Here is a 21,231-nt window from a genome sequence, read left to right as displayed (position 1 = left end):
AGACTACCTCTCTTATTTTTTGCGCTGATGACGTGAACGCATAATAAACTTATCAGTGGTCTTATTGGAGCGCGTACGCTTACCTTTCGTAGGCTTACCCCAAAGAGACACTGGATGACGACCACCCGATGTACGACCCTCACCACCACCATGTGGATGATCAACCGGATTCATAGCAACACCACGAACATGTGGGCACTTTCCACGCCAACGTGATCGACCAGCCTTGCCATCATTAATATTTCCATGATCAGGATTTGAAACTGCACCAACAGTCGCGAAACAATTACTAGAAACTAAACGCTGTTCTCCAGAATTAAGCCGAAGAATAGCCATTCCCTGATCCCGTCCAACTAATTGTGCATAAGCTCCTGCTGAGCGCGCAATCTGACCACCTTTTCCAGGCTTCATTTCAACATTGTGAACTATTGCACCCACTGGCATATTACCAAGAGGCATTGCATTACCAGGCTTAACATCAACACTCAAACCAGCAATAACAGTATCACCAACATCAAGACGTTGCGGCGCAAGAATATAATTTAATTGCCCATCTTCATAACGAATTAATGCAATGAACGCTGTACGATTTGGATCATATTCCAAACGTTCAACTTTCGCAGATACATCACGTTTGAGACGCTTAAAATCAACAAATCGATAACTACGCTTATGTCTTCCTCCCTGAAAACGAGCAGTAATTTTACCAGAATTATTACGCCCACCTTTTGACAATAAACCCTCTGTCAATCTCTTTACAGGTTTACCCTTATAGAGACCAGAGCGATCAACAATTACAAGTTGTCGTTGCCCGGACGTAGTTGGATTAAAATGCTTAAGTGCCATATTTCCGAGTCTCCCTAAAGACCTGTAGAAAGATCGATTAATTGACCTTTAACTAGCGTCACAATCGCCTTTTTTATATTATTTTGCCGACCAACAATGCCTTTAAAACGCTTCATTTTACCTTTACGAGTTATCGTATTAACCGCTTTGACTTTAACACCAAAAAGCGCTTCAATAGCAGCCTTAATCTGTGGTTTTGTCGCTTTTAATGCAACATTAAAGACAACTTGATCATATTCAGAAATCATAGTTGACTTTTCACTGATAACTGGACTGACAATTACATCATAATGGCAAAGATTCGTCATTTGAAACGCTCCTCAAGGGCTTCAACAGCTTCTTTTGATAAAACAAGCTTGCTGCGACGTAGAATATCATAAACATTAATTCCTTGAATAGGCAAAACATCAATATTAGGAATATTAGACGCTGCGCGAAAGAAATTTACATCAATCTCTTTGCCACCAATCAACAGAGCATTACTGAAACCAAGTTTAAAAAAATTCGTAGCAAGTACCTTTGTTTTAGGATCTTGGAGATTAAACTTATCAACTATAATTAAGTCATTTGCCTTAAACTTTGCTGACAGAGCTAAACGTAACCCAAGTGCACGACTTTTTTTAGGAAGACTATGAGCATAACTACGTATTACTGAACCATGCGCCTTACCACCACCTCGAAACTGTGGAGCACGAGCAGATGAATGCCGAGCACGCCCTGTTCCTTTTTGTTTATACATTTTTGCCCCAGTTCGGGATATATCAGAACGCCCCTGCACCTTATGCGTTCCCTGTTGACGACGCGCAAGCTGCCAACGAACAACACGCTGCAAAATATCTTCTCGCGGAACAAGACCAAAAACATGCTCAGAAACACTTAGCTCACCAGCTTCTTTACCGTCAAGAGTTTTAATTATAAGATCCATTATTTGACTCCCTCAGCTACAGAGGCTTCTGCTACTGGAGTCGTCGGTTCCACTTTTACATTGGCAGGACTTCGAATACCAGCAGGTCTTGGAGCATTATCAGGAAGACGCTTTTTTATGGCATCTCGAACTAAAATCCAAGTCCCTTTAGAACCAGAAACAGCACCACGCACCAAAATTAAACCGCGATCAATATCTGTAGAAACAACTTCAATATTTTGTGTTGTTACACGTACCTGCCCCATATGGCCAGCCATTTTTTTACCTTTAAACACCTTACCTGGATCCTGACACTGACCTGTCGAACCATGAGCACGATGTGTAATTGAGTTACCGTGTGAAGCACGATGCCCACCAAAATTATGCCGTTTCATAACACCGGCAAAACCTTTACCTATACTTGTTCCTGTTACATCGACTCTTTGTCCAGGAACAAAATGTTCTACCGTAATCTCAGTACCGATATCGAGAAGATTATCAGGACTAACACGAAATTCTACTATTTTAACCTTAGGTTCAACTAAAGCCTTAGCAAAATGCCCACGAAGAGCTTTCGAGGTTTTTTCAAATTTTGCAAGCCCCACACCTAATTGAACAGCGGTATAACCATTCTTTTCAACTGTACGCTGAGCAATAACCTGACAATTCTCTAAACGAAGTACTGTTACGGGCACTCTTTCACCAGCGTCATTATAAATACTGGTCATGCCCAACTTCTGTGCTATTACACCTGAACGCATCGGGTTTGTTCCTTCTGTTCTCAAACCTCAGAGCTTGATTTCAACATCTACACCAGCAGAAAGATCGAGCTTCATCAGTGCATCTACCGTTTGCGGCGTTGGATCAACGATATCAAGAAGACGCTTATGCGTGCGCATCTCAAATTGCTCACGGCTCTTCTTATCAATGTGTGGCCCACGATTGACCGTAAATTTCTCAATCCGCGTTGGAAGCGGAATAGGACCACGGACATTGGCGCCAGTACGTTTGGCGGTCGACACAATTTCCCGTGTCGACACGTCAAGAATCCGATGATCAAACGCTTTTAAACGAATGCGGATATTCTGACCATTCATGCTCTTCATTTCCCTGTTATGCGAAACGCCTTTTAAAAACCAAAGACGCTCCTAAACAATTATTTTAATTACTCGATGATTTTAGAAACGATACCAGCCCCAACAGTACGACCCCCTTCACGGATCGCAAAACGAAGCTTCTCTTCCATGGCAATAGGAACAATCAAAGATACATCCATCGCAACATTATCACCAGGCATAACCATTTCTGTCCCCTCAGGAAGCGTAACAATCCCTGTCACGTCTGTCGTACGAAAATAAAATTGAGGACGATAATTCGTAAAAAACGGCGTATGACGTCCACCTTCATCTTTCGTCAAAATATAAGCTTCTGCTTTAAATCTGGTATGCGGAGTCACTGAACCAGGTTTCGCCAAAACCTGACCACGCTCAATTCCCTCACGGTCAATACCACGAAGCAACGCACCAATATTATCACCCGCTTGACCTTGATCTAAAAGCTTGCGAAACATCTCAACACCAGTAACCGTCGTCTTAGACGTTGGACGTATCCCTACAATCTCAATTTCTTCACCAACTTTAATAACTCCACGCTCAACACGACCGGTCACAACCGTTCCACGCCCTGAAATCGAAAATACATCCTCAATCGGCATCAAAAATGGTTGATCAATTGGACGCTCAGGAGTCGGTATATATCTATCAACCTCACTCATCAAAAAACGAACAGCATCCTCTCCTATGCTTTTATCTGAATCCTCAAGAGCAGCTAATGCTGACCCCTTAACAATCGGTATATCATCTCCTGGAAAATCATATTTTGAAAGAAGCTCTCGAACCTCAAGCTCAACAAGCTCCAAAAGCTCAGCATCATCAACCTGATCAACTTTATTCAAAAAAACAACAATCGCAGGAACACCAACCTGACGCGCCAACAAAATATGCTCACGAGTTTGAGGCATCGGACCATCTGCTGCAGAAACCACCAGAATAGCACCATCCATTTGCGCTGCCCCTGTGATCATATTCTTCACATAATCTGCGTGCCCAGGACAATCAACATGCGCATAGTGACGCTGATCTGTTTCATATTCAACATGTGCAGTAGAAATGGTAATCCCACGCGCCCGCTCTTCAGGGGCCGCATCAATTTGATCATAGGCCTTAAATTCACCAAAATACTTCGTAATCGCTGCTGTCAACGACGTCTTACCATGATCAACATGACCAATTGTGCCAATATTAACATGCGGCTTCGTACGTTCAAATTTGCTCTTTGCCATTTGAGCTCTCCATATTTTTTCCCAACCAAGAATTAAGTTTAAAGTTAATGCGCAACCCAAAAATTACGCGTATTTCTTTTGAATCTCCTGAGCTACAACCGAAGGAACAGGTTCATAATGACTAAACTGCATTGTATATTGAGCACGCCCCTGGCTCATTGAGCGAAGCGTATTTACATAACCAAACATATTCGCCAAAGGAACCATTGCATTCACTACTGTAGCAATACCACGAGCTTCAGTACCAGAAATCTGTCCTCGACGAGAATTCAAATCACCAATCACATCACCAACATAATCTTCAGGCGTTACAACCTCTACTTTCATAATTGGCTCAAGAAGCTGTGCACCAGCTTTTTTTGCTCCTTCCCGAAATGCCGCACGTGCAGCAATTTCAAAAGCCAAAACAGAAGAATCAACATCATGATAGCCACCATCAATAAGAGTAGCTTTTACACCAAGCATAGGGAAGCCTGCAAGAGGGCCTGATCCCATAACGCTTTCAATTCCCTTTTGAACACCTGGAATATACTCTTTAGGAACAGCACCACCAACAATCTTTGACTCAAACATAAAATCATCACCATCATGAGGCTCAAAAACAATCTTCACACGAGCAAACTGCCCAGAACCACCAGATTGCTTTTTGTGAGTATAGTCAATTTCAGCAACTTTCGTAATCGATTCGCGATAAGCAACTTGAGGCTGACCTACATTAGCTTCAACTTTAAACTCACGTCGCATACGATCGACAATAATATCAAGATGAAGCTCACCCATTCCAGCAATGATTGTCTGACCAGATTCTTCATCTGATTTAACACGAAATGAAGGATCTTCTGCTGCCAACCGATTAAGTGCAATACCCATTTTCTCTTGATCTGCTTTTGTTTTAGGCTCAATTGCAATTTCTATAACAGGCTCAGGAAACTCCATTCGCTCTAAAATAACAGGCTTCAACGGATCACAAAGAGTATCACCTGTCGTTGTTTCCTTAAGCCCAGCAAGAGCAACAATATCACCTGCAAATGCTTCTTCAATATCCTCACGAGAATTTGAATGCATTTGAAGCATACGCCCCAAACGCTCTCTTTTTCCCTTTACAGTATTTTCAAGAGAAATACCTTTTTGAACTTTACCAGAGTAAATGCGACAAAAAGTCAACGAGCCAACAAATGGATCATTCATAATTTTAAAAGCAAGCATAGAAAGTGGAGCATCATCCGAAGATTCACGCACTGTCTCAGCTTCAGTCTTAACATCAATACCACTAATAGCTGGAATATCAACAGGTGAAGGAAGATAAGAAACAACAGCATCTAAAAGTGGCTGAACCCCTTTATTTTTAAAAGCTGTACCACAAAGAACTGGATGAAATTGAACTTCTATTGTCCCCTTACGAATAAGAGCCACAAGCTGCTCATTGGTTGGCATAACCCCCTCTAAATAAGCCTCTGTTGCAGCCTCATCAACTTCAACCGCCATCTCAATTAGTTTTTCACGATATTCTTCTGCTTTTTCTTTTAATTCAGATGGAATCTCAGATACTGTTGCTGATGCTCCAATGGAACCATCCCAGGTTAAAGCCTTCATCTCAACAAGATCTATAACGCCCTCAAAATCATTTTCAGAACCAATTGGCAACTGCACAATAAGCGCCTTCGCACCTAATCGTGAATTAACCATTTCTACACTACGATAGAAATCAGCTCCAATCTTATCCATTTTATTAACAAAAACCATGCGCGGCACATGATACCTTTCAGCTTGCCGCCAAACAGTTTCCGTCTGAGGTTCTACACCAGCATTAGCATCCAACAACGCTATTGCACCATCAAGAACCCGCAAAGAACGTTCAACCTCTATCGTAAAATCAACGTGTCCAGGCGTATCAATAATATTAAAACGCCGCTTTCGACCATCACGCCCTTTCCAAAAAGTTGTTGTTGCAGCGGATGTAATTGTAATACCACGCTCCTGCTCTTGCTGCATCCAATCCATCGTAGAAGCACCATCATGTGTTTCGCCGATTTTATGATTTTTACCTGTATAGAACAAAATGCGCTCAGTCATGGTGGTCTTACCAGCATCAATATGCGCCATAATACCAAAATTACGGTAGTCTTCGATTTTATATTCGCGAGCCATTCTATCTGCCTTAGATCTTTAAAACACACCTACCAACGATAATGCGAAAATGCACGATTAGCCTCAGCCATACGGTGGACATCTTCACGCTTCTTCACTGCAGTACCACGATTATTAGCCGCATCCACTAGCTCACCAGAAAGACGATCAATCATTGCCGTCTCATTGCGCCCACGCGCTGCTGTAATCAACCAACGAATAGCAAGTGCCTGACGACGATCAGGACGAACATCTACCGGAACCTGATAAGTAGCACCACCAACACGACGTGAACGAACCTCAATATGAGGAGCAACATTTTCTAACGCTTGATGAAACAAAGCTACTGGATCCGTTTTCACTTTCTCTTTTACCACATCAAGTGCACCGTAAACAATACGTTCAGCAACAGACTTTTTACCATCAAACATAATGGCATTCATAAATTTTGTAATAACCAAATCACCAAATTTAGGATCCGGATTAATTTCACGCTTTTCTGCTCTATGACGACGGGACATTGATTCTATCTCTCAGGCTTTATCTCTCAAGATTTATTTCGGACGTTTTGCGCCATACTTCGAACGGCGCTGTTTACGATTTTTAACACCTTGCGTATCAAGCAAACCACGAATGATGTGATAACGAACCCCTGGCAAATCCTTCACACGACCACCACGAATCACCACAACAGAATGCTCCTGAAGGTTATGCCCTTCACCAGGAATATAACCAATCACCTCAAATCCATTTGTTAAACGAACTTTAGCAACTTTACGAAGAGCAGAATTCGGCTTCTTCGGTGTTGTCGTATATACACGGGTACAAACACCACGTTTCTGTGGATTCGCCTGAAGGGCAGGAACCTTATTACGCTTAACCGGAACTACACGCGGTTTACGAATTAACTGGTTTACGGTAGGCATATAACCTTCCTCTTTACAATCTTCATTTTTTCGCCCAGCTCGGGCCTCTTCACGTCCAACTTACCCCAGCACAACTGGAATAAAGCTTAACTGATGCAAAAAATCGGGTAGGACTGATTAACAGCTCACCCGATCACAGGCAGAGGAGGAAAAAGCCTCTTGCACTAGCATTTTTTCTAAACTTTCATAAACCTCATCTGAAGTGAATCTAAAATTAATGCTTAAACATTAGTGACTCTCACATCGGTTATGACGGTTTCTAATAGCGAGAACATATACATTCGTCAAGTGCCAAACAGTAGAAAGTTTATTAAAATAAAAATTACGGTGATATCGCAACATATGTAAATTTAGCTTTTAAGCAGCTACTATCAGCTACAATAATTCTGTATACGAAGAACAGATACAATACGTTGGGAGTGATTGTATTACTTTTACATAATACTTGCTAATTGCACACATGACGCTTAAAGCTAATATTATGAGAATTGCAACATGGAATATTGCTGGAATAAAAGCACGACATGAAACACTTTGTAAGTGGTTACAGCGAAGTCAACCCGATATAGTCTGCTTACAAGAAACTAAAACGATTGATGAAAATTTTCCACGCGATATAATTGAAAGCCTTGGTTATCACATAGAAACACACGGCCAAAAAAAATTTAATGGCGTCGCAATTCTTTCTAAAAAAAGACCCTATAAAATTATCACTGGTTTACCAGGCAATAATAATGATGAGCAAGCGCGTTATATTGAAGCTGTTTACTCAACAAACAAAGGAGCTATCCGTATTGCTTCTATTTATCTTCCAAATGGAAACCCCATCAATAGTGAAAAATACCTTTATAAAATGGAATGGATGGCAAGACTATATGCACATGCAAAATCATTGCTTACATACGAAGAGCCTCTCATTTTAGCAGGTGATTATAATGTTATTCCAACTTTATCAGACGCAAAAAATCCTCAAGAATGGAAACATGATGCTTTATTTCTTCTTCAAACAAGACAGGCATTTCAACGCATCATTTACTTAGGTTTTTATGATGCTCTGCGCAGCGTTACAGAGGATCCCTCTTTCAGTTTCTGGGATTTCCAAGCTGGTGCATGGTTTAAAAATAATGGCATTCGCATTGATCATTTCTTATTATCATCAGAAGCTATTGATCAGCTTATCTGCGCTTACAGCCAAACAGAGGTAAGAGGCTATAAAAACCCCTCAGATCATACGCCTGTTTGGATCGAACTCGATTATAACTTACAAATGTAATGTTTGTTTCACGGGAATTAAGTAAAAAAAATCCCACCTCAAATAAAAACATGCTACATAGCGTGCGGAAGAATGTCATCAAAGACAATAAAAAAATAAAATGAACGGAGGAAGTAATGAGGAAATCACTATCAGTATTGATTACAACAGCCATCATTGGGCTCATAGTGAGTGTTGCGCACGCTCAAAATGATACACTTGAGAGAATTAAACAAACAGGAAGAATCACTTTAGGTGTTCGCGAATCTTCAGGTTTAGCTTATGCACTTGGTAATGGTAAATATACAGGATTCCATACAGAAATGGCAGAAAACATTATTAATGACATTTCAAAAAAAATTGGAAAACCAATCAGAATTCGTTATCTTCCTATCACATCACAAAATCGAATTCCTCTGTTGCAAAATAGCACTTATGATTTTGAGTGTGGTTCTACAACAAACGATATCGCCCGTAGGAGATCTGTAGCATTTGCTTATACAACTTATGTTGAAGAAGTTCGAATTGCTGTTAAAAAAGACTCTGGCATTAAATCTATCCAAGATTTAAATGGAAAAACAATCGCTACGACCACTGGAACAACAGCTGTTCAGCTTATTCGTCAAAATGGACGTGCAAAAAACATTAACTTCAGAGTCATTAACGGCAGGGATCATGCAGATAGTTTTTTGTTATTAGAATCCGGTCGTGCTGACGCGTTTATTATGGACTCTTCAATTCTTGCTGGAAGTATCTCTAAATCAAGAAATCCATCTGATTACATGATTCTTGATTCTGTACTTTCAGTTGAACCTATTGCTTGTATGCTCCGATTAGAGGATGAAAATTTTGAACAGGCAATCAACGATAGTATCGTAAGCCAAATCAAAGATGGTTCACTTGAAAAGTTATACAATAAATGGTTTATGGAACCAATCCCTCCTACAAATACTGTTATAGGTCTTCCTTTATCAGAATCAACAAGACATGCTTGGGAAAAGCCTAATAATAAACCTAAAGAAGATTATACAGAAAACAGCCTATAAAATTTAAAAGAACAACCACACTTATTTTCAAATTATAAGTGTGGTTGTTTCTGCGTTAATTTTTCAACACGTTTAGCATATGTAAAATATGACTAATTTTTTCATCCTAACTCAAGGGATGACTAACTTTAGGAAATATAGATTAATGGACTTTTCTTTCCTTTGCTTAGATGATCTTACTCAAATGCCAGTAGCTGGATGTCTTGGGACCTCTGGTATAAATCAGACCTATTTAGATACGCTGCTTGATGGCTTTAAAAATACAGCTGTATTATCTATTTCTTCATTAATATTAGCTGTATTTATCGGTGTTATCATAGGAACAGTGCGGACTCTGCCCAATACTTCCGTGATCAATAACACATTTCGCGCTATAGGCGGAATCTGGATAGAAATCATGCGTAACATTCCTTTGCTGGTACAAGTATTTTTATGGTATTTTGTCGTCCCTAAAATTTATCCACCAGCAATGAATTTTTCACCAATTATATTAATAACCTGTGCTTTAGGTTTTTTTACATCCGCACGTATCGCAGAACAGGTTCGCTCAGGAATTGAATCTATCCCTTCTGGACAACGTTATGCAACCATGGCAATGGGATTTACTACTTATCAAAGTTATCGCTATATTATGATACCCCGTGCTATTCGTACTATCTTGCCACCCCTTACCTCAGAAGCAATGGGTATAGTAAAAAATTCATCTATAGCATTCGCCGTTTCTATTCATGAACTAATGCAATTTCAATATCAAACGATTGAAGAAGTAAGTCACGTTTATGAAAATTACATGTTAGTTACAATTCTCTATATTATCATATCATTGTTCATATTTGTTATGATGGCAATAATGGAGAAAATGCTTAAAATTCCTAATTTAAAGACACAGGAGCGTTGATATGATAGATTTCATGAGCTCTGATTTTTGGTCTTATTTTCCTTTTGAGTTTTCAAGTTTCGATTTTTCATTTTTTACTTTTGAGATATTCCATTCTTATATTCTTTCAGGTCTTCTTTTTAGTGTTTTTTTAACATTTGTAGCAACAGTATTTGGACTTATCTTCGGCGTATTATTGGCAATGATGCGACTTTCTTCTATTAAACCTCTCTTCTGGTTTGCTACAATTTACATAACTGCCATGCGTTCAATACCTCTTGTTATGGTTATTTTATGGTTTTTTGTGCTTTTACCTTTCTTGATCGGCACATCAATCGGTGCCAACAATTCAGCAATCATTACCTTTACTGCATTTGAAGCTGCTTATTTTGCAGAAATTATGCGCGCCGGCATACACTCAATTTCGCAAGGGCAAAAACAAGCAGGACAAGCACTTGGAATGACATATTGGCAAAATATGTACATTGTGATTCTTCCCCAAGCTTTTAGAAACATGCTGCCAGTCTTTTTAACACAGGTTATCATCCTTTTTCAGGATACAACTCTTGTCTATGCAATCAGTGGTAATAGTCTCTTGAATGGCTTTGATCTTGTTTCTAACAATTTTGGTGTGAAACCAGAAGCCTATATTTTAGCAGCCGTTTTTTACTTCGGCATTTGCTTTACATTATCGCAGATAGTTTTGTATCTACAGAAAAAAATATCCATTATTCGCTAACAGGAAAAAAAATGTCTACTCATATGATCCAAATTAAAAATGTTTCCAATTGGTACGGCGAAGTTAATATTCTTAAAAACTGCACCACCAATATCGATAAGGGAGAGGTTGTTGTTGTTTGCGGACCATCGGGATCAGGTAAATCAACCTTTATTAAAACTATTAACGCTCTGGTGCCTTTTCAAAAAGGTGAAATCTGGATTAATGGAACACCAGTTCACTCAAAAGAAACAAATTTACCTAAACTACGTAGTCATGTAGGGATGGTGTTTCAACATTTTGAGCTTTTTCCACATTTATCTGTCACAGAAAATTTAACAATTGCACAAATTAAGGTTTTAAAGCGTAGCAAAAAAGAAGCCCTTGAACGTGGCTTATTATACCTTGAACGTGTTGGGCTTATTGAACATAAAGATAAATACCCTGGTCAACTCTCTGGAGGTCAACAACAGCGTGTTGCTATTGCTCGTGCTTTAACTATGGATCCACTTGTTATGCTTTTTGATGAGCCAACTTCTGCTTTAGATCCTGAAATGGTAAGTGAAGTATTAGACGTCATGACGAGCTTAGCAGAAGAAGGCATGACAATGATTTGTGTAACTCATGAAATGAGTTTTGCACAAAAAGTATCGAAGCGCATAATTTTTATGGATCAAGGGGCAATTCTCGAAGATTGTTCATCTGAAGAATTTTTCTCTAATCCACAGAATAGAACTCCACGTGCGCAAGAGTTTTTATCAAAAATCCTCAGTCATTAAATTGTGATGCTGTGTTTGGGCTATCTCTATTACAGACCATATAATAAAAGGCTAAATTTCTACGCCCAAATCATAACTAACAAGCTGCTTTCTATAATCAGCTATCTAACAATTCTGCCACGCATTCTATTTTAAATAACAAAAATTTACCTTTTCATAAAATGACGCTAATTTTTAGCTCCTGTACTGACTTTATTGTAAATTGCAATTAATAGTGCTGAACAACGAGCTACTTTTCTTTTTTGCAGTACCATATTTCCAGGTATAGTCTGAGCAAGAAAATTTCCTTTCTTGGTTGCAGGCGAATATCACTGCATTACCTGCTACAAATTTTTTTCATCCCCTATCTTTAAAATATTTTTTTAGAAAAACCTTCACAGCCATTGTCCACTTGTGGCATCCATTATTTTTTATCAAAATCACCTGATTTCATCTTACTGTCACATGCTAATCATGAATTTTTGCATACACATTTGAAATGTTTTCCCACGATAAAATAAAGCATTAAAAATCCCAAATTTATTATAATAATATAATAATGAACCAGAAAATAACTAAGCCAGCCGCTCTAAAGCAACAGAAGCCTTCTCTCTTGCAGCGTACAATTCTAGGATTCTTTTACGTTCACTTTCAACAATTTCTAGTTTTGCATTTTCTATAAATTTTGGATTGTTTAATTTAATTGATATTTTTTCAATATCTTGTTCGATTTTACTAATATCTTTCATCAAGCGTGTACGTTCAGAATCTAAATCAATCAACTGCCCCAACAATAAATAAAAAGTTTCCTTTCCTAAAATCATTTGGGCTGATCTTTCTGGAATTTTGTTAGAAAAACAAATTGTCCCAACACGTGCTAACCTCTTAAGAATAGCCTCATAACGTTGTACACGTTCCTGTATTTCTTCTCCACCTTCCGTGATGATAACAAGAGGTGCAAGTGCAGCTGCTGGAATATTCATCTCAGAGCGAATAGAACGAATACCACTAATAATATCAATAAGCCAATTAACATCAGCTGCAGCTTCTTCATCTGCAAATATTATCTGTGGCCACTGTGTCAATGCCAACATCTCTTCACGCTTTGTACCTGGCATTGCTGTAAGCGACCACAACTCCTCTGTTATATAGGGCATAAAAGGATGGAGAAGCTTATAAACCTCATCTAGTACCCAAGCAGTACATGCTTGTGCTTCTTTCTTAGAATCTTCATCTCCTCCCTGAAATATAGGTTTAAGAAATTCAAGATACCAATCACATAATGCATTCCAAATAAATCGGTAAAGTGCGCTAGCAGCTTCATTAAATTTATAATTTTCAATATTAGAAGTCACTATCGAAACCGTCTTAGATAATTCTGTTAAAATCCAACGGTTAAATGCAAGTTTTGTTTGTTCTGGCTTAAACGCTAAATCATGCTTAACGTTATTAATTTCTGCAAACCGAGCCGCATTCCACAATTTTGTAGCAAAATTGCGGTAACCTGCAATACGAGAAGGATCAAGTTTTACATCACGACCTTGTGCTGCCATAATCGCTAAGGTAAAACGCAACGCATCTGCACTATATTGATCAATGAGCTCTAATGGATCAACAATGTTTCCTTTAGACTTGGACATTTTCGCGCCATGTGAATCCCGTACAAGAGCGTGAACATAAACGATTGGAAAAGGTGCCTCACCCATAAAGTGAATACCCATCATCATCATACGAGCAACCCAGAAAAAAATAATATCAAATCCGGTAACCGATAAAGATGTTGGATAAAATGTCGTTAATTCAGTAGTTTTATGAGGCCAACCTAAAGTCGAAAAAGGCCAAAGAGCTGATGAGAACCAAGTATCCAAAACATCCTTATCACGAATTAGTTTAACTTCTTTGCTATAATAAGATAAAGCTGAAGCTAACGCCTCTTTTTCATTTTTTTCAACAAAAACCTTACCATCAGGACCATACCAAGCAGGAATCTGATGTCCCCACCACAATTGGCGAGAGATACACCACGGTTGAATATTTTCCATCCAATTAAAATAGGTTTTTTTCCAATTATCCGGAACAAATTGCACCTTTCCCTGATGAACAACCTCTATCGCTGGCTTTGCTAATTTTTCAGCATTGACATACCATTGATCTGTTAAAAGCGGTTCAATGGGAACCCCACTTCGATCACCATGAGGAACAGTATGCAAATGATCATCAACTGTTACTAAATATCCCCCTTCTTCCATAAGAGAAACAATTCGATCCCGCGCAACAAAACGATCAGATTGATCTAGATCCTTTACCAACGCTTTTAATTGATCCGATACAACCAAACCATCAAAGAATGCTTCATTATCACGCAAAAATATTTTAGCTCTCTGCGTAAAAATATTGATCAAAGGCAAATTATTCTTTTGCCCAATTTCAAAATCATTAAAATCATGTGCCGGCGTGATTTTTACAGCACCGCTTCCTTCTTCAGGGTCAGCATAATCATCACCAACAATCAATAACTTACGCCCCACAAATGGTAAAATAGCATTTTTACCTATGAGATCTTTATAGCGATGATCTCTAGGATTAACTGCAATTCCTGTATCACCAAGCATTGTTTCAGGACGTGTTGTCGCAATTATTATAAAAGTTGTAGGATCATCTTGATCAAAAATTTTACCTTCAAGCGGATACCTAAAATGCCATAAATGACCTTGAATTTCTTTTGACTCAACTTCAAGATCCGAGATAGCTGTTAATAATTTTGGATCCCAATTAACTAGACGCTTGTCCTTATATATTAACCCCTGCTTATAAAGCCTAACAAAAACCTCACGAACAGCCTCTGATAAACCTTCATCCATTGTAAAGCGCTCACGCGACCAATCACATGAAACACCAAGACGCCGCAGTTGACTAGAAATGATGCCACCAGCTTCATGGCGCCATTTCCAAACACGCTCAATAAATTTTTCTCGCCCCATTTCTTGGCGAGTTGGTTCCTGACGCTCTGCAAGTTGACGTTCAACCACCATTTGCGTTGCAATCCCTGCATGATCCATGCCAGGCTGCCATAGCACATTTTTACCATGCATCCGCTGAAAACGCACCATAATATCTTGAATTGTTGCATTTAATGCATGCCCCATATGCAATGAACCAGTTACATTTGGTGGCGGAAGCATAACACAGAAAGCTTCTGTGCACGGTTTTGAACCTGCTCCTGCTTTAAAAGCACCACGTGTTTCCCACTGCTTCGCAATACGTGGCTCTACGGCAGCAGCGTCATAGGTTTTTTCTAGCATTTTTCTACCCACTTGTTACCAGCGTTCCCCAAAAACACAACTTATGATTGAATACCTAATCACATGGTCTATAAGCTACTTACTTAAAACAGCTTGCAAAACTGAAAAATCGCTTTTTATGGTAAATAAAATACCCGACCGCTAAAAATAATGACTGCCTAGAATTTAAGGTAATTTTTTAATTGTTTTAACGATCTCTTCACGCAAAATTTTCTCAAGAACAACAGGCAATTCACGCTGCAACCATTCTGCTATAGCTGGACGTAATATATCTTCTGCAATCTTCTCCGCAGAAGAAACAAAACATGCAGACGATCCTACACAATCAGAAATCGTGTTCCCTTGCTGAGATACATGGGTATCAGCTTGTCCTGTTTTATGAACAGACATCTGTTCTTCAGAGAAAAATTTCATCTTTTGCATATCCAAACCAACTGTATTATTTTCTACTTCCGCATTGTTTTTCATATGCACAAAAGATAAATCTTCATCATCAGAGGGAATACCAATACGATCCGCTAAAGCTTTTATTGCATCATCAACAGATAAAGCTGATTCATCAAGGCTTTCTAGCGGTACTGTTGAGTTCTTTTCAGAAGAAGAATTAGTCATAACGACTTTATTTGAAACCTGATCAGCCTGAATTGCATTTTCTTCGATTATTTCACGAATAGATGTTAAAATTTCATCCATACTTGGCTCACGCAATGCACTCGAACTTTGTACCATACCTAAACACCTCTCAAAAATGCAAAAACAAAAACCATTCTATCAGTTTAACAAAATAATTACACGATTAACACATCTCTTCATACTGAATATAATAACACACACAACTTTTCTTCACTTTAGTAACAGAAAATAACATTCCAAAATTACTTAAACACAAAAAACGCATCTTTCTTATGTTTTTAGTGAATATCTTGAGTAGCCTTCAATCCTAAATGACTTGCCGTTAGTTTACCAATAGCAGATTGAACAGTATAACTCGCAATAATAGCATTTCGTTCTGCAGTTACTAGTGAAATCTGAGCATTAATCAACTCAGTGCGGGACCTTAAAACATCCAACGTTGTTGCCTGCCCTAAACGGTTTTCTTGCATACGACCTTTAAGAGCAATTTCTGCAGCACGTACACTCTCGCTATAAGCTACAACAGATGCGCGCGTGCCCTCCAATTGAAACCACGCAGAAGCGAGTGCCTGCTTTACATCATTTTGAGCCAAATCAAACTGAAGACGAGCCTGCTCAAATTGTTCTTTCGATTGGCGAACCTGTGCAGAAGTGCGCCCACCTTCAAAAATCGGAACGCTTAATGAAAGCCCTATTGATTGAGAAACACCATCTCCCTCAGGAATACCATAAATTCGATTGTAGGACGCCGATGCAGAAAGATCAAGCTTAGGAAACATTGCTCCCTCTTTTGCTTTTACATTGTATGAACTAGCATCAACCAAATATTTTGCGTAAAGAATTGCTGGATGCGTAACAACAGCAATTTGATAACCAATATCAAGACTCTCCGGTAATTCTTTTGCCCCTGAAGGAGACTCCAACTTTGCGGGATAATCTCCCACAACTTGCTGATAAATTGCTTCCGCTGATTTTGCTTCAGAACGCGCAAGACTATACTCAGAGACAGCGAAAGAGCGCGCTGCTTGTGCCTGAGCAAAATCAACTTGGGCCACCTCCCCTATATCAAGCTTTGCTTTATTTGAACGAACTAACTCTTCAAGAGCCGCTAAATTTTCTTGACGAAGCTCAGCAATACGACGTGTTTGATATACGTTAGCATACGCTTTTATAACATCTAGAAACAAATTTTGTTCAGCATTACGAAAAGATTCACGCTGTGCTTGCATTTTAACTTGAGCTGATAAAAACATATTTTGTGTAATAAAATCAAACAATCTTTGATTTATTCTTAGTTCCATGGATCCAGAATTTTTATAAGAACCTGTAGCATTATTTCGATTATAGGTCCCAATCCCATCAATTTGCGGTAAAAAACCAGCACGTGCAATTGTTATATCATCATTTGCTATACGCATAGCTGCGCGCTCGTAGTTTAATTTAGCATTATATATACAAGCTTTAGCTAAAGCATTTTCTAATGTATCAGCGTAAGCTGATCCTGAAACAAAAGTTCCCAATGTAAGTAACAAACATACCTGAAATTTCTTGCTTATTTTAAACACGATATAAACCCCAAATTAATCATCTATTTTCTATTCATGGGTGCTGCAAATACTAAAACACAAAATCAGGTATTCTTAAAAATTCGGAAAGCGGCTTTACAGAAAGGTTAAAACCACGACGAGCTGAAATGCTCCCTTCTTCCTTTATATAGATTTGCGCAACACCAGCATTACCATGTCCTTCAACCACAAGAAGGCGCCCTCCTTCTTTCATTTGATCAAAGATACCATCAGGAATAAAATCAACAGCACCTTCAATAAAAATTAAATCATAGGGTCCCTTAACAGCATACCCCTTCTCCAATAATCCATGCACAACAACCACATTATCACACTGATAACGTTCTAAAAGCTCAGCAGCTTGTTTTGAAAGAGTCTTATTACTTTCCAACGCAATAACAGATTTAGCAAGCTTTGAAAACAAGGCTGCACAATAACCACTATTTGCGCCAATATCTAATATACTATCCGATGGTTTTACGGCTGCAAGCTGTAACAGCTTTGCTAAAGATGCAGGCCTCATCAAATAACTCGCAGGGATATCGCCTTGTAGTGGAAAAATAAGAATATCAGTATCAAGGTAACTTAAATCTTTAACATCCTCTGGTACAAAATCTTCACGTGGCACCGTTAAAAATGCCTCAAGAACCGACAAATTCGTTACATCCACAGTACGAATCTGATTATCAACCATTTTACGGCGAAGCTCTGTAAAATCTGCAACCATAACTAGCTCTTCTCTCCCACCTACGACAAACACCACAACAAAGTGGAATAGCTAGGACACAAATTATCTCTTACTTTTGAATGTGACAAAAAAGCATGCTCCAGTCAATATAAGACTCCAATTGCAACAAAATTCCGGTCAAGTCTATATTCATAGAAAATCGTTCTTAATTAAAAAGGAAAAGAAAACCATTTATTTTAGAGCACTAATTAAATAGATCAAAATAAATTGGAGGCCTCGCCCGGAATCGAACCGGGATACAAGGATTTGCAGTCCTCTGCGTAACCATTCCGCCACAAGGCCTCATCAATATAATGTGAAAATTGTCAATAAGGGAAGAGAACATATTCGTCAAGTGACAGACAACTTCTTCAACCTTTTTTCCTCTTTCTATGGAATTTCTGATATTTTTTAAAAAAAAGAAATTTTTTTCTTTGCAAATCAATACTGCTTTGCTATAGCCTTGTTCATTAATTAAAGACTGGATATTCTTCCTCGGTAGCTCAGCGGTAGAGCAACCGGCTGTTAACCGGTTGGTCGCTGGTTCGAATCCGGCCCGGGGAGCCATTTTTTTTATTTTTATGTAACATTTCGCTTTAGTTTATCTATTTTAAGAATAAGAAACAACATAGCAAGATGACAGAATAGAATTTTCAGCTTTTCTCACAGGTTTCCTTTTTGTTTTTATAATTTTCTAAAATAATTTCTTCAAATATATGCAGATAATATTGTGTGTTATTTTAAAAACACTCAAAATAAAAAATTAACAAGCTTTATTCCACTGCGTTAAGCAAGACATCAGTTTACCTCATAGTAGAGATTTACTATACTTTTACACAAGTTTTTCTCCGCTTTTTCTTCTAACCTTAATCAATATTCCCCTTCAATTAACTTGAACAAAATTTTCAACTTTAGATATCTTTATTAATCAAATTTTATAAAATATATTTTTATTAATTTCGAGAACAAGGCATATCCAATTATATAAATCAGCTAAGGTTTAACATGTTTGACGCACTAGGTAGTTCTTTAATCCTAATTGTAACTCTTAGTGGAAATAGGATTACTAACATAAGAAAATGTGTTAACCATTACATAATCAGTGCTCTGTAGATAATCTATTGATATTTAAGTATGTTTATCATGAAAGCAAACAATATAAATCACCATAAAAATCTGATGAGTACACTATAAACTGTTCTTGAGGAAGGTCTAAAGTATAAACTTTCTAATTAACTTACCAACATCATAGTGGGAGGGATGTTTTAAAGGAAACAAAAAAATGAAAATGAAACTGTTTTTATTTTTCTTTAGCCTATTACTGAATATTCATACCTCTTCTGCAGCTCCTGTGCCAGAGCAAAAGAACCCGGATACGCCTCATGACAAGGCTATTCACGTTAAGGTCCACACTGGAGGGGAATATTGCTATGCCCCAGCATTTGTGAATGGTGAAAGTTACGTTTACATTGATAATTGCTCTTCTCCTAGCGTTAAATTCGCTCGATATGATCTCTTTCAAAGAATAGCTTGGAATGTAAAGGGCATTTGGCTATGCATGACTGCTCCTAGCTCCGTTACAGGAATTAACGGAAATTCCAATGCTAACTGGGATTATCTCCTCTTAAGACCCTGTGTTATCAACGATGAAAATCAACGCTGGATCATTGAAGGAAATGCATTTTATACAGCTGATAAAAAATTTCGTGTTAAAGACTATAAATGGTACACTTTTATTTCAAAAAACTCAGGTGATTACTACAATCATACCTTAAGCATGATGGATTCATGGGCAAAGATTATTGCTGCTCCAGTCAATATTAATATCAAAACTTTCGTGGGATGGAAATTCATCAGTGGCCCGAGCTTCTCTACTTATTATATTACGGACGATGGATCTAAATCAAATCTTTTTGATCTCTATTATAACCCAGACAATGGCCATATTTTCAGATATTTTCCTTCCACAGGAGCATTATCTTGTATGGCTTCCCAACAATCTACTTCAGATAATTGGAATTGGGTAAGATGGAAGTTTTGTGATGATACTGTTTCTGAAACCAAAGACATTGGTTACTGGGATATTTCTCAATTATACGGACGCGAAGGGCCACTTCTAGATCATCAAGGTAATTTTTTACGAGTTACGCAATATGGTACTAGTTGGGGTTTTCCTTACACAGTTAAACCTGATTACTTGAAAGCAGATACTCAAAATTCTCCTAAATCTGAATTTCTTTTTGCTTATGATTTTGATCGTTGGAGTCGCTATGTCAATGGAAATTTAGGGGATACACTAGCTTATTGCCCAGCTCCGGGAAAAAAGGAAAATATTGTACAGACTTTTACTTCAAAGACACGAAGTAAGCGGTCTTTACCTCCTGATTTTACTCTCACCAATGAATGGATACGAAGACTATATAACATAGCTAGAAGTTCTACTTTTGCAGGTCAAGAACATATTGCCTTTTGTGGCCCCTGTATGCTGCATACTCTGCAAATGCTCGCTGAATTGCAGGAAGATAATATAGGTAGACCTCGTCATAGTGGAGGTTATTTCTTTGATACACATGAAGGAGTGGATCCATTTATCTCATTTCGTACTAGATTTCCTGAACTTGCAACAAGACTTGAATCCACAATGTCTTACGTTAATCTACCTTTTCACACAGGAGAGAATACTTATACGCGAACAAGTAGAGTAACGCGCGCAACAGCATTGATGCTATTACCTCAATATAATTGGAGACCTTCAACTATGGCAAGAACAGAGGAAGAAATGAGAAGTAGACTTCAAGGCCTGTTAACTGCTCCTCCTGGAACAGCTTGGTATGTTTCAATTGTCAGGTCAAATAGAGATGGTACAAACGTTATTGGTCATGCCCAACCTATTTTAAGGACAAACCAAGGCTTAGTACTTATCCCTACAAACATACACATTTTGACTTTGGACCAATTCAGACATGTTCTTACCCCAACAACAAATATAGACGCATTAATACATTATCTTTCAGTTGGGAGAACTCAAATACTTCATTCACTCATAACCTATCAAATGGCCCAACTTGATGAAATTCCTTTAAGTCTTTATGTCTCTCAAAGAGATTGCACCGGAGAAGGAGATCATAGAAGAGGCAATAGACAATTACCAAGAGCTTCTTTGCTTAATCAGTGTGGCAGTGGCAGATGTGCGATTCAATAAAAATTAA

At 38.3% G+C, this 21,231-nt stretch carries 19 protein-coding genes and 2 tRNA genes; 7 read left to right on the top strand and 14 right to left on the bottom strand.

Going from position 1 to position 21,231, the window contains the following annotated elements:
* Window positions 1-12 precede the first annotated feature (12 nt).
* The 9 genes from rplB to rpsL form a co-directional block, all read right to left on the bottom strand.
* Window positions 13-846 (bottom strand): 50S ribosomal protein L2, encoded by an 834-nt coding sequence (gene rplB / locus H710_RS03825; protein WP_041849523.1) that lies wholly within the window; start codon window positions 844-846, stop codon window positions 13-15.
* Between the two features lie 14 nt (window positions 847-860).
* On the bottom strand, window positions 861-1,154 hold the full coding sequence (locus tag H710_RS03820) for a 50S ribosomal protein L23 (protein WP_041849522.1): 294 nt from the start codon (window positions 1,152-1,154) through the stop codon (window positions 861-863).
* A complete protein-coding gene (rplD, locus tag H710_RS03815; RefSeq protein WP_041849521.1) occupies window positions 1,151-1,771 on the bottom strand; it encodes a 50S ribosomal protein L4 in 621 nt (206 codons plus the stop codon). The genes H710_RS03820 and rplD overlap by 4 nt, the downstream gene beginning before the upstream one ends.
* Window positions 1,771-2,511, bottom strand: coding sequence for a 50S ribosomal protein L3 (gene rplC, locus H710_RS03810; protein WP_041849520.1), 741 nt, complete (start codon window positions 2,509-2,511; stop codon window positions 1,771-1,773). Before rplC ends, rplD begins: the two co-directional genes overlap by 1 nt.
* Before the next feature lie 27 nt (window positions 2,512-2,538).
* Window positions 2,539-2,847, bottom strand: a complete 309-nt coding sequence (rpsJ, locus tag H710_RS03805; protein ID WP_015398171.1) for a 30S ribosomal protein S10 — start codon at window positions 2,845-2,847, stop codon at window positions 2,539-2,541.
* 68 nt (window positions 2,848-2,915) lie between these two features.
* Entirely contained in the window at window positions 2,916-4,091 is a 1,176-nt protein-coding gene (tuf, locus tag H710_RS03800) for an elongation factor Tu (RefSeq protein ID WP_041849419.1), read from the bottom strand.
* Between the two features lie 63 nt (window positions 4,092-4,154).
* Complete coding sequence (gene fusA, locus H710_RS03795) at window positions 4,155-6,239, bottom strand: elongation factor G (protein WP_041849519.1); 2,085 nt, start codon at window positions 6,237-6,239, stop codon at window positions 4,155-4,157.
* A gap of 29 nt (window positions 6,240-6,268) precedes the next feature.
* The gene (rpsG, locus tag H710_RS03790) at window positions 6,269-6,739 is read right to left on the bottom strand and encodes a 30S ribosomal protein S7 (RefSeq protein WP_041849518.1); all 471 of its coding nucleotides are present in this window, start codon (window positions 6,737-6,739) and stop codon (window positions 6,269-6,271) included.
* Window positions 6,740-6,772: 33 nt separating this feature from the next.
* Window positions 6,773-7,144, bottom strand: coding sequence for a 30S ribosomal protein S12 (gene rpsL / locus H710_RS03785; RefSeq protein WP_005766884.1), 372 nt, complete (start codon window positions 7,142-7,144; stop codon window positions 6,773-6,775).
* A 481-nt stretch (window positions 7,145-7,625) separates the two neighbouring features.
* Between rpsL and xth the strand changes: the two genes are divergently transcribed.
* From xth to H710_RS03760, 5 genes are all read left to right on the top strand, one after another.
* Window positions 7,626-8,417, top strand: a complete 792-nt coding sequence (gene xth / locus H710_RS03780; RefSeq protein WP_041849517.1) for an exodeoxyribonuclease III — start codon at window positions 7,626-7,628, stop codon at window positions 8,415-8,417.
* Window positions 8,418-8,533: 116 nt separating this feature from the next.
* Window positions 8,534-9,442: a transporter substrate-binding domain-containing protein gene (locus H710_RS03775; RefSeq protein WP_041849516.1), complete on the top strand. Its 909-nt coding sequence runs from the start codon at window positions 8,534-8,536 to the stop codon at window positions 9,440-9,442.
* Window positions 9,443-9,587: 145 nt separating this feature from the next.
* Window positions 9,588-10,340: an amino acid ABC transporter permease gene (locus tag H710_RS03770; RefSeq protein WP_041849490.1), complete on the top strand. Its 753-nt coding sequence runs from the start codon at window positions 9,588-9,590 to the stop codon at window positions 10,338-10,340.
* 1 nt (window position 10,341) lies between these two features.
* Window positions 10,342-11,058: an amino acid ABC transporter permease gene (locus tag H710_RS03765; RefSeq protein WP_041849489.1), complete on the top strand. Its 717-nt coding sequence runs from the start codon at window positions 10,342-10,344 to the stop codon at window positions 11,056-11,058.
* Between the two features lie 11 nt (window positions 11,059-11,069).
* Window positions 11,070-11,816, top strand: coding sequence for an amino acid ABC transporter ATP-binding protein (locus tag H710_RS03760; RefSeq protein ID WP_041849488.1), 747 nt, complete (start codon window positions 11,070-11,072; stop codon window positions 11,814-11,816).
* A 554-nt stretch (window positions 11,817-12,370) separates the two neighbouring features.
* Here H710_RS03760 and H710_RS03755 read toward each other — a convergent pair.
* The 5 genes from H710_RS03755 to H710_RS03735 form a co-directional block, all read right to left on the bottom strand.
* The gene (locus H710_RS03755) at window positions 12,371-15,097 is read right to left on the bottom strand and encodes a valine--tRNA ligase (RefSeq protein WP_041849487.1); all 2,727 of its coding nucleotides are present in this window, start codon (window positions 15,095-15,097) and stop codon (window positions 12,371-12,373) included.
* Window positions 15,098-15,262: 165 nt separating this feature from the next.
* Window positions 15,263-15,826, bottom strand: a complete 564-nt coding sequence (locus H710_RS03750; RefSeq protein ID WP_041849486.1) for a DUF2497 domain-containing protein — start codon at window positions 15,824-15,826, stop codon at window positions 15,263-15,265.
* 182 nt (window positions 15,827-16,008) lie between these two features.
* Window positions 16,009-17,262: a TolC family outer membrane protein gene (locus H710_RS03745; RefSeq protein WP_244875589.1), complete on the bottom strand. Its 1,254-nt coding sequence runs from the start codon at window positions 17,260-17,262 to the stop codon at window positions 16,009-16,011.
* 85 nt (window positions 17,263-17,347) lie between these two features.
* Complete coding sequence (locus tag H710_RS03740; RefSeq protein ID WP_041849484.1) at window positions 17,348-18,022, bottom strand: protein-L-isoaspartate O-methyltransferase family protein; 675 nt, start codon at window positions 18,020-18,022, stop codon at window positions 17,348-17,350.
* Between the two features lie 229 nt (window positions 18,023-18,251).
* Window positions 18,252-18,325, bottom strand: a tRNA-Cys gene (locus tag H710_RS03735).
* A gap of 189 nt (window positions 18,326-18,514) precedes the next feature.
* Between H710_RS03735 and H710_RS03730 the strand changes: the two genes are divergently transcribed.
* Together H710_RS03730 and H710_RS03725 are read left to right on the top strand one after the other, a co-directional pair.
* Window positions 18,515-18,589: transfer RNA gene (locus H710_RS03730), tRNA-Asn, on the top strand.
* Window positions 18,590-19,304: 715 nt separating this feature from the next.
* Window positions 19,305-21,224 carry a DUF1561 family protein gene (locus H710_RS03725; protein ID WP_041849483.1) on the top strand — a complete coding sequence of 640 codons (1,920 nt, stop codon included), beginning with the start codon at window positions 19,305-19,307 and terminating at the stop codon, window positions 21,222-21,224.
* Window positions 21,225-21,231: the final 7 nt, after the last annotated feature.

The sequence above is a fragment of the Bartonella bacilliformis Ver097 genome, assembly GCF_000709795.1.
In the GTDB taxonomy this organism is placed as follows: domain Bacteria; phylum Pseudomonadota; class Alphaproteobacteria; order Rhizobiales; family Rhizobiaceae; genus Bartonella; species Bartonella bacilliformis_A.
This window is presented reverse-complemented; position numbering and strand designations above follow the sequence as displayed.

Coding starts and splice junctions, on each gene's coding strand:
- rplD (WP_041849521.1), bottom strand. CDS start 1,771: ATGGATCTTATAATTAAAACTCTTGACGGTAAAGAAGCTGGTGAGCTA.
- H710_RS03755 (WP_041849487.1), bottom strand. CDS start 15,097: ATGCTAGAAAAAACCTATGACGCTGCTGCCGTAGAGCCACGTATTGCG.
- rpsL (WP_005766884.1), bottom strand. CDS start 7,144: ATGCCTACCGTAAACCAGTTAATTCGTAAACCGCGTGTAGTTCCGGTT.
- H710_RS03770 (WP_041849490.1), top strand. CDS start 9,588: ATGGACTTTTCTTTCCTTTGCTTAGATGATCTTACTCAAATGCCAGTA.
- H710_RS03760 (WP_041849488.1), top strand. CDS start 11,070: ATGTCTACTCATATGATCCAAATTAAAAATGTTTCCAATTGGTACGGC.
- fusA (WP_041849519.1), bottom strand. CDS start 6,239: ATGGCTCGCGAATATAAAATCGAAGACTACCGTAATTTTGGTATTATG.
- rplC (WP_041849520.1), bottom strand. CDS start 2,511: ATGCGTTCAGGTGTAATAGCACAGAAGTTGGGCATGACCAGTATTTAT.
- tuf (WP_041849419.1), bottom strand. CDS start 4,091: ATGGCAAAGAGCAAATTTGAACGTACGAAGCCGCATGTTAATATTGGC.
- rplB (WP_041849523.1), bottom strand. CDS start 846: ATGGCACTTAAGCATTTTAATCCAACTACGTCCGGGCAACGACAACTT.
- H710_RS03725 (WP_041849483.1), top strand. CDS start 19,305: ATGAAAATGAAACTGTTTTTATTTTTCTTTAGCCTATTACTGAATATT.
- H710_RS03775 (WP_041849516.1), top strand. CDS start 8,534: ATGAGGAAATCACTATCAGTATTGATTACAACAGCCATCATTGGGCTC.
- H710_RS03820 (WP_041849522.1), bottom strand. CDS start 1,154: ATGACGAATCTTTGCCATTATGATGTAATTGTCAGTCCAGTTATCAGT.
- xth (WP_041849517.1), top strand. CDS start 7,626: ATGAGAATTGCAACATGGAATATTGCTGGAATAAAAGCACGACATGAA.
- rpsG (WP_041849518.1), bottom strand. CDS start 6,739: ATGTCCCGTCGTCATAGAGCAGAAAAGCGTGAAATTAATCCGGATCCT.
- H710_RS03750 (WP_041849486.1), bottom strand. CDS start 15,826: ATGGTACAAAGTTCGAGTGCATTGCGTGAGCCAAGTATGGATGAAATT.
- H710_RS03765 (WP_041849489.1), top strand. CDS start 10,342: ATGATAGATTTCATGAGCTCTGATTTTTGGTCTTATTTTCCTTTTGAG.
- H710_RS03740 (WP_041849484.1), bottom strand. CDS start 18,022: ATGGTTGCAGATTTTACAGAGCTTCGCCGTAAAATGGTTGATAATCAG.
- rpsJ (WP_015398171.1), bottom strand. CDS start 2,847: ATGAATGGTCAGAATATCCGCATTCGTTTAAAAGCGTTTGATCATCGG.